Origin of the sequence: Sphingobium sp., from assembly GCF_035511395.1 — a bacterium.
Lineage (GTDB): Bacteria > Pseudomonadota > Alphaproteobacteria > Sphingomonadales > Sphingomonadaceae > Sphingobium.
Genome location: NZ_DATKFP010000265.1, coordinates 1 through 6,287 on the forward strand (window position 1 = coordinate 1; position 6,287 = coordinate 6,287).

At 59.5% G+C, this 6,287-nt stretch carries 8 protein-coding genes; 5 read left to right on the plus strand and 3 right to left on the minus strand.

Going from position 1 to position 6,287, the window contains the following annotated elements; genetic code table 11:
- Together VMR39_RS18710 and VMR39_RS18715 are read left to right on the plus strand one after the other, a co-directional pair.
- On the plus strand, positions 1-322 hold a 322-nt coding region (locus tag VMR39_RS18710; RefSeq protein ID WP_325417871.1), incomplete at its 5' end, for a cobalamin B12-binding domain-containing protein.
- Positions 319-669 (plus strand): non-heme iron oxygenase ferredoxin subunit, encoded by a 351-nt coding sequence (locus VMR39_RS18715; RefSeq protein ID WP_325417873.1) that lies wholly within the window; start codon positions 319-321, stop codon positions 667-669. The genes VMR39_RS18710 and VMR39_RS18715, both read left to right, overlap by 4 nt.
- 148 nt (positions 670-817) lie before the next feature.
- On the opposite strand, the gene VMR39_RS18720 is transcribed toward VMR39_RS18715, so the two are convergent.
- Complete coding sequence (locus VMR39_RS18720) at positions 818-1,267, minus strand: MarR family winged helix-turn-helix transcriptional regulator (RefSeq protein ID WP_325417875.1); 450 nt, start codon at positions 1,265-1,267, stop codon at positions 818-820.
- Positions 1,268-1,333: 66 nt separating this feature from the next.
- On the opposite strand from VMR39_RS18720, the gene VMR39_RS18725 reads away from it, so the two are divergent.
- On the plus strand, positions 1,334-2,035 hold the full coding sequence (locus VMR39_RS18725) for a nitroreductase (RefSeq protein WP_325417877.1): 702 nt from the start codon (positions 1,334-1,336) through the stop codon (positions 2,033-2,035).
- A 246-nt stretch (positions 2,036-2,281) separates the two neighbouring features.
- On the opposite strand, the gene VMR39_RS18730 is transcribed toward VMR39_RS18725, so the two are convergent.
- A complete protein-coding gene (locus VMR39_RS18730; RefSeq protein ID WP_325417879.1) occupies positions 2,282-2,482 on the minus strand; it encodes a hypothetical protein in 201 nt (66 codons plus the stop codon).
- Positions 2,483-2,529: 47 nt separating this feature from the next.
- Here VMR39_RS18730 and VMR39_RS18735 point away from each other — a divergent pair, with 47 nt between their 5' ends.
- Positions 2,530-3,117, plus strand: coding sequence for an RNA polymerase sigma factor (locus VMR39_RS18735; RefSeq protein ID WP_325417881.1), 588 nt, complete (start codon positions 2,530-2,532; stop codon positions 3,115-3,117).
- Positions 3,118-3,277: 160 nt separating this feature from the next.
- Positions 3,278-4,042, plus strand: coding sequence for a glucose 1-dehydrogenase (locus VMR39_RS18740; protein WP_325417883.1), 765 nt, complete (start codon positions 3,278-3,280; stop codon positions 4,040-4,042).
- A gap of 59 nt (positions 4,043-4,101) precedes the next feature.
- On the opposite strand, the gene VMR39_RS18745 is transcribed toward VMR39_RS18740, so the two are convergent.
- Entirely contained in the window at positions 4,102-6,120 is a 2,019-nt protein-coding gene (locus VMR39_RS18745) for an acyl-CoA dehydrogenase family protein (RefSeq protein ID WP_325417885.1), read from the minus strand.
- Positions 6,121-6,287: the final 167 nt, after the last annotated feature.

Here is a 6,287-nt window from a genome sequence, read left to right on the forward strand (position 1 = left end):
CGACGAGGCCGGCGGCATCGACGTCGACTATATCGGCGAGCATAACAGCGTCGAGGGCATGGCCAGCGCCGTCGCCCAGCGCAAGGCCGACATCGTGGGCATCAGCTTCTCCTCGGCCGCCTATGTCGAATATACCCGCCAGCTCATCGACGCCATGAAGGCAAAAGGCGTGGGCCACGTCCCCGTCATACTGGGCGGCATCATCCACCCAGACGATGTCGACGAACTCAAAGCCATCGGCGTCGCCGCCATCTTCGGCGCAGGATCCAAAACAACCGACATCATCTCGTTCATCCAAAATAACGGCACACAAGGAGAATGAGGCACTATGTCGATGTATGCGCGCTGGAAGATATACCCAATGGCAAACACCGAGCCTTCCTTATCGAAGGTCTCTCGATACTGATCCTGCGCGTGGATACCCAGGCGCATGCGCTCGAAAATCGCTGCACACATCTGGATTTTCCGCTCGAAGGCGGGCGCCAGATCGGCTCAAACATCATCTGTCGCAAACATGGCGCGCGCTTCGACATCAGGACGGGAAAGGCTGTCGCAGGTCCGGCTGTCGACCCGCTTCGCCGGTTTGAGGTACGGCTGCATGACGGCCGAATCGAGGTTGAGGTCGGCAAGCCTATCTCTCACAGCCCTTTCTTCAAGAGCGCGAATTGAAGCATCCATTGCTCCTACCCGGCCTTGACCGTTCCATGTGCAGAGAAGGCGGCGTCCCACGCATACCCAGAAAGCCTGAGCGATCTATTCACCGAATCGACGAAAAGTAGTCATGCGGTGCGGCCTTCGGCCTCCCCAGCACGATCCGTTAGCCAGCTTTACCGCCTGTTGCGCCTGCCAATTCATCCAGGGTCTCGCGGAGCGCATTCGCTTGCTCATCCGTCATTCTGCATCCAGAGTTGATCTTCGCGGGTATCGCCAGAACGCCTTCCCGCAGAGCCGCGCCCGATGGCGTCAGGGCGACAAGAACGCGACGTTCATCCTTGGTGTCCCGGCGCCTGGTGATCGTGCCACCCTGTTCCATTCTCTTGAGCAACGGCGTTATAGTGCCGGTGTCCATGCCAAGCGTCAGACCCAATTCGCCAACAGACCGCGGCGACCCGCCAAGCAATTCCACGACCACAAGATATTGAGGGAACGTCAGACCCAGCGGTTCGAGGAGCGGCTTGTGCATCCGCACCACGCGGCCAACCGCCCCGTAAAGAGATAGTGCAAGTTGTCGATCCACCCGGAGGCGCGTTTCATCAGAATGAGGCATTGACACAATCTAGCATGCTTATATCTAGATCACTAGATAATAGGATGGTGGCCGAGGAGCGCCGCCTTGATCTACAATGGAGATACGCCGGTGTCACGAGCGCAGTCATTCCACGACGTCGTAAGAAGCCGCCATTCCGTGCGGAGCTTTCTGCCAACCCCGGTGCCGCCAAGCGTGATCCGGTCGGTGGTGCAAGACGCCCAACATGCACCGTCCAATTGCAACACACAGCCCTGGCAGGTGCATATAGCGTCAGGCGCGACCCGCGATGCGCTGAGCAAGGCTATTCTCGCTGCTGACGAGGCCGGACATATCTCGCCTGATTTCAGCTTTTCGCTGGACGATTTTCATGGTGTCTACGGCGAACGATCGAGGGCCCAGGGGGCTGCTTATTATCAGGCTATCGGCATCGCCCGAGAAGCCCGTGACGAACGCCGGACAGCGACCTTGCGCAACCTCAACTTTTTTGACGCGCCGCATGTCGCGTTGATGTTCATGCCGGTGGTGGGCGATTGCGTCCGCGTGGCGGGCGATATCGGCATGTATGGCCAGACGTTCCTGCTGTCGCTTACGGCCCATGGACTTGGCGGCATAGCACAGACGATGCTCGGCTTTTACGCGGAGACGATTCGCGCGGTACTCGGGGTCGATCCGTCCATGAAGATGCTGTTCGGCATGTCTTTCGGCTACCCAGATACGAATTCGGCCGCCAATCACTATCGGATCGGCAAAGCCTCCATTGAAGAGAGCGTAACCCTCTACGACTGATATCCTGCCTCGGTAGGCGGGTCGTGCCGAGCAATGGCGATCTCGTGAGGGAGATCATCCCGCCAGTTCAATGCCCTCGTTAGGACGACATGTCACGCCGGGCATACGCCGCTCTGATCGATTATCGGTATCCGTCAGTCACGCACGCAATCTGCACCTGCCGACGGTTAGTTCTAGTATATAGATACGAAATCATATACGAAGTCTTTCTGACTCGGTCATGGCTCCGTACTGTCTAGGACGAAGCTATGCGTTGGGACCTCGTGCGGCAATCACCCGGCTGATGGCAGCCCCGTGACGGCCTCCGTAAAAGGTGGTGGCAAGGATGTCATGGATATCAGGATCAGGAGCAGTTTCCGGATCGACATGGGCTTGCTCGGAAGCCTTGCTATTAAATGCACCAATATTGGCCAAGCGGTGCACATCGACTGATGTCTTCGCGCTCATGCTGACGCCAGGCCGTGTATTTTGCGCACAATTTAAAGGTCCGATCGATGCTTGATGATCTGGATTTGCAGCGCTGGTTTCGCAGCGACGTCCTCCCGCTTGAACCCGTCCTGATGCGATTTATTCGTAGACATTGGCGGTCTGCGGTCGATCATAAGGATATACGGCAAGACGTTTACGAACGAACCTTGGTAGGGGCAGGCCGCAGCATTCCTATCAAGACAAAGGCCTATTTATTGACGGTAGCCCGGAACGTCATGATCAATCGCGCTCGACGTGAGCGCATCGTTTCCATTGAACTGATCGCTGATCTTGAAACGAGCATCATAGAGCCCGATTGGTTGACTCCAGAACGCCATGCTGGTGGCCGGGACGAGTTACGTCGCGCGCAAGCGGGGCTGGACCGATTACCACCCCGTTGCCGGGAAGTCATAAAATTGAGGAAGGTCGAAGGTCTCTCAACCCGGGAGGTGGCCGAGCATCTTGGCATCGGGATAGACGCTGTCCAGCAACAGACGACGTTCGGCATAAGGGCGTTAGCCGACTACATGCTTGGCGGGACAGGACATGTAAAACGTCCAAGGCGAGGCCAAGGCTTAAGGAAACACCAGGTCACATCATCCGATTGGACGTGAATATATCCGACGGCGGCCTGCCATGTTGCGGGAAACAGCTATGTAGCAGGAAAGTGGTCTGGTGGCCGATTGTGAACACGCGTTGGCAGGTCAGCCGATCAAATAGGTTTGACGACGATCGCCACTGCATATGCAAGGTAATCGAGGGGAGACTAAAAGCATGAATGGCAAATCAATACTGATCACCGGCGCGGGGGGCGGGATCGGCCGTGCGGCAGCGCTCGCATTCTCAAAAAGCGGAGCGCAAGTTGTCGCTGTCGATCTCCGGATCGAAGCAGCTGAGGAAACAGCTCAACGCGTCATCGACAGCGGAGGACGCGCCGACGCGATAGCTTGTGATGTCTCGTCCTACGACGATGTCGATCAGATGTTCGGTCGGGCGACCGCGATCTGCGGCAAGATAGACCTTGCGCTGAATAACGCAGGGATTGCCCAGAAATACGCCAATCTCGCCGATATCGGACAGGATGAATGGCATCGCATCATGCGCGTCAATGTCGATGGCGTCTGGAACTGCATGCGTAATGAACTCAAGCATATGTCCGAGCGTGGTTCTGGCGCGATCGTGAACATGTCGTCCTTGACGGGACTGCGCCCGCTGCCCGGCAACGCCGCCTATTCGGTCAGCAAATACGCCGTGATTGGACTCACCAAAAATGCCGCAGTAGAATATGCGCCTTTCGGCATACGCGTCAACGCCGTCTGCCCGGGCGGCGTGAAGACCGCGATGCTGACGGAATCATTGTCTGGCTTGGGCGATGAGGGGGCCAGGGAAGTGATCCGCAAGTCAGAGGCGCTGCACCCTCTTGGCCGCTTGGCAGAGCCCGAGGAGGTCGCCGACGCCGCAGTCTATCTATGCTCCGACGGGGCGAGGTTTATCACGGGCGTCTGCTTGTCGGTCGATGGCGGTTGGGCGGCGACTTGACGCCAAAGCGGGGTGTGGCTGGTGGCGCCACCAGCCCGCAGTCAATTCGCACCTAACGTCTAGCCGACATTCAATGCTCTGGCGATCAGGTTGCGTTGTATTTCATTGGTGCCGCCGAAGATCGACCAGCACCGGCCGTATAGATATTGATGGCCCTTGAAGCTGGCGAGTTGCGACGGCGTAAATTGGCCGCTTGGGTCCAGGTGCAGATCATGCGGATCATGCGCCCCGCCCAGCGGCCCTCCGATTTCGAGAGCGATTTCCGACAGGCACTGCAATATTTCCGTGCTGCGGATCTTAAGTACGGAGGCTTCGGGTCCGTCGCGAGACGCGCCCTCGGCCCATTTCGATACATAATTTTGTTCAAGTTCGCAAAGCGTCAGCAATTCTATCTCAGCACCGGCCAGTTTGTCCCCCAGCCGCACGCGCGAGGGCGACGCCGGCAGTTGCGCGAACATCGCCTTGATATTCTGGAGCAGGCGCAACTTCGGTCCGGTATCCGCGATCGCCACCCGCTCATGTGACAACAGGAACTTGGCGATGGTCCACCCCTGCCCTTCCTCGCCCACCAGATTGTTCACTGGCACCCGCACATTGTCCAGGAACAGCTGGTTGGTATGATGCTGGCCGTCGATCGTCACGATCGGCCGCACTTCCATGCCGGGGCTGTTCATGTCGATGAGCAGCATGGAGATGCCGCGCTGCGGCTTCACGTCCCGGTCGGTGCGGACCAGGCAATGCATCATGTCCGCCCAGTGCGCCTCGGTCGTCCACATCTTGGTGCCGTTGACGACATAATGATCGCCCTCGCGCACGGCGGTCGTCCTGAGCGATGCCAGATCGGACCCGGAATTGGGCTCAGAATAGCCCTGGCACCACCAAGTGTCGCTTGACAGGATGCCGGGCAGATATGCCTCGCGCTGCTCGGCGCTGCCAAACCTTTGGAGCACCGGCCCGATCATGTTAACGCCGTAGGGAATTATCATCGGGGCATTGTTGAGCGCGGATTCCTGCAGAAAGATCAGCTGCCGGTCGATGCTCCAGCCCGCGCCGCCATGCTCGACCGGCCAACCGGTCGCAAACCACCCCTTGTCCCGCAGGATCTTCTGCCAGCAGACATAATCCTCCTTGGAGATTTCCAGTCCCAAGGCCCCCTTGCGCGCGATGTCCTCGGGCAGGTTGGCTCTCACGAACGCCCGTACCTCGGCCCGAAAGGTCGTCTCCCTGACGACATCGGCCCCTAATCCAGCAAAGCGCGCGCGGTGCAGGTCAACGCTGCCCAGTTCGGCCCGAATGGCCGCGAGCCGCCGCATAAAATGGCTGATGTCCAGTTCGTCGCTGACGCCCATGCCACCGTGCATCTGCACCGCTTCGTGCCCGATCGTGCGCGCCACGTCGTCGACCAGCGCCTTGACTGCCGACGCCAGCGCGGAGCGGTCGGACGCATCCGTATCGATCGCATCGATCACACGTTCAGTAAGCGCGCGCGCCTCCTCCGCGGCGGCGTACATGTCGGCGGCGCGATGCTGGAGCGCCTGGAAGCTCGCCAGCGGCACGCCGAACTGCTTGCGAGTGCCAAGATAGGTGAATGTTTCGGCATTGACCGCAGCGATGATGCCCACCGCTTCGGCCGCCAGGGCAACAAGGCCACGTTCGATCGCCGCCAAAAGCAGGTCACCGCCGCCGATGCGGCGTGCAGGAACATCCGACAGTTCGATCGTTGCCGCCGACGCACCATCTATCATCCGAAAGCTGTCGAGCACCAGGCCCGGCGCTTGTGCATCGACGAGATAGACCCCGGCCACGCCTTCCTGCGACGCCGTCACGATGATCTGGTGCGCCAGATCAGCGTGACGCACCGCGATCTTGCGGCCCGTCAGCGAATAATTCCCGCCCGCCTCAACGGCCTTGGTGGCGGGCACGGCAAACGGGTCGAAGCCTTCTTCATGCGCGAAGGCGAATATCGTTACGCCGGCGATCAGCGGCGAGACATCCTCGCCCGCCGCATGAAGCAGTGCGCCACACAGAGCGCTGGACAGAAGCGGTTCGACGACAAGCTTGCGGCCGACCTCTTGCATGATAACGGCCAAGTTCCTGCCCGCGCCGCCTGCGCCGGATTTCGAGGTCGTGAGCCTGCGTGTGTGGGAGCCCAACTACAACATTGATCTGGTGATCGAGGCCTTCGCCCGTTTTGTGAGCCTGCGCCCGCACTCGCAGGCGCGTCTGCACCTGCTGGGCGGCGGCC

Coding starts and splice junctions, on each gene's coding strand:
- VMR39_RS18715 (WP_325417873.1), top strand. CDS start 319: ATGAGGCACTATGTCGATGTATGCGCGCTGGAAGATATACCCAATGGC.
- VMR39_RS18720 (WP_325417875.1), bottom strand. CDS start 1,267: ATGCCTCATTCTGATGAAACGCGCCTCCGGGTGGATCGACAACTTGCA.
- VMR39_RS18730 (WP_325417879.1), bottom strand. CDS start 2,482: ATGAGCGCGAAGACATCAGTCGATGTGCACCGCTTGGCCAATATTGGT.
- VMR39_RS18735 (WP_325417881.1), top strand. CDS start 2,530: ATGCTTGATGATCTGGATTTGCAGCGCTGGTTTCGCAGCGACGTCCTC.
- VMR39_RS18740 (WP_325417883.1), top strand. CDS start 3,278: ATGAATGGCAAATCAATACTGATCACCGGCGCGGGGGGCGGGATCGGC.
- VMR39_RS18745 (WP_325417885.1), bottom strand. CDS start 6,120: ATGCAAGAGGTCGGCCGCAAGCTTGTCGTCGAACCGCTTCTGTCCAGC.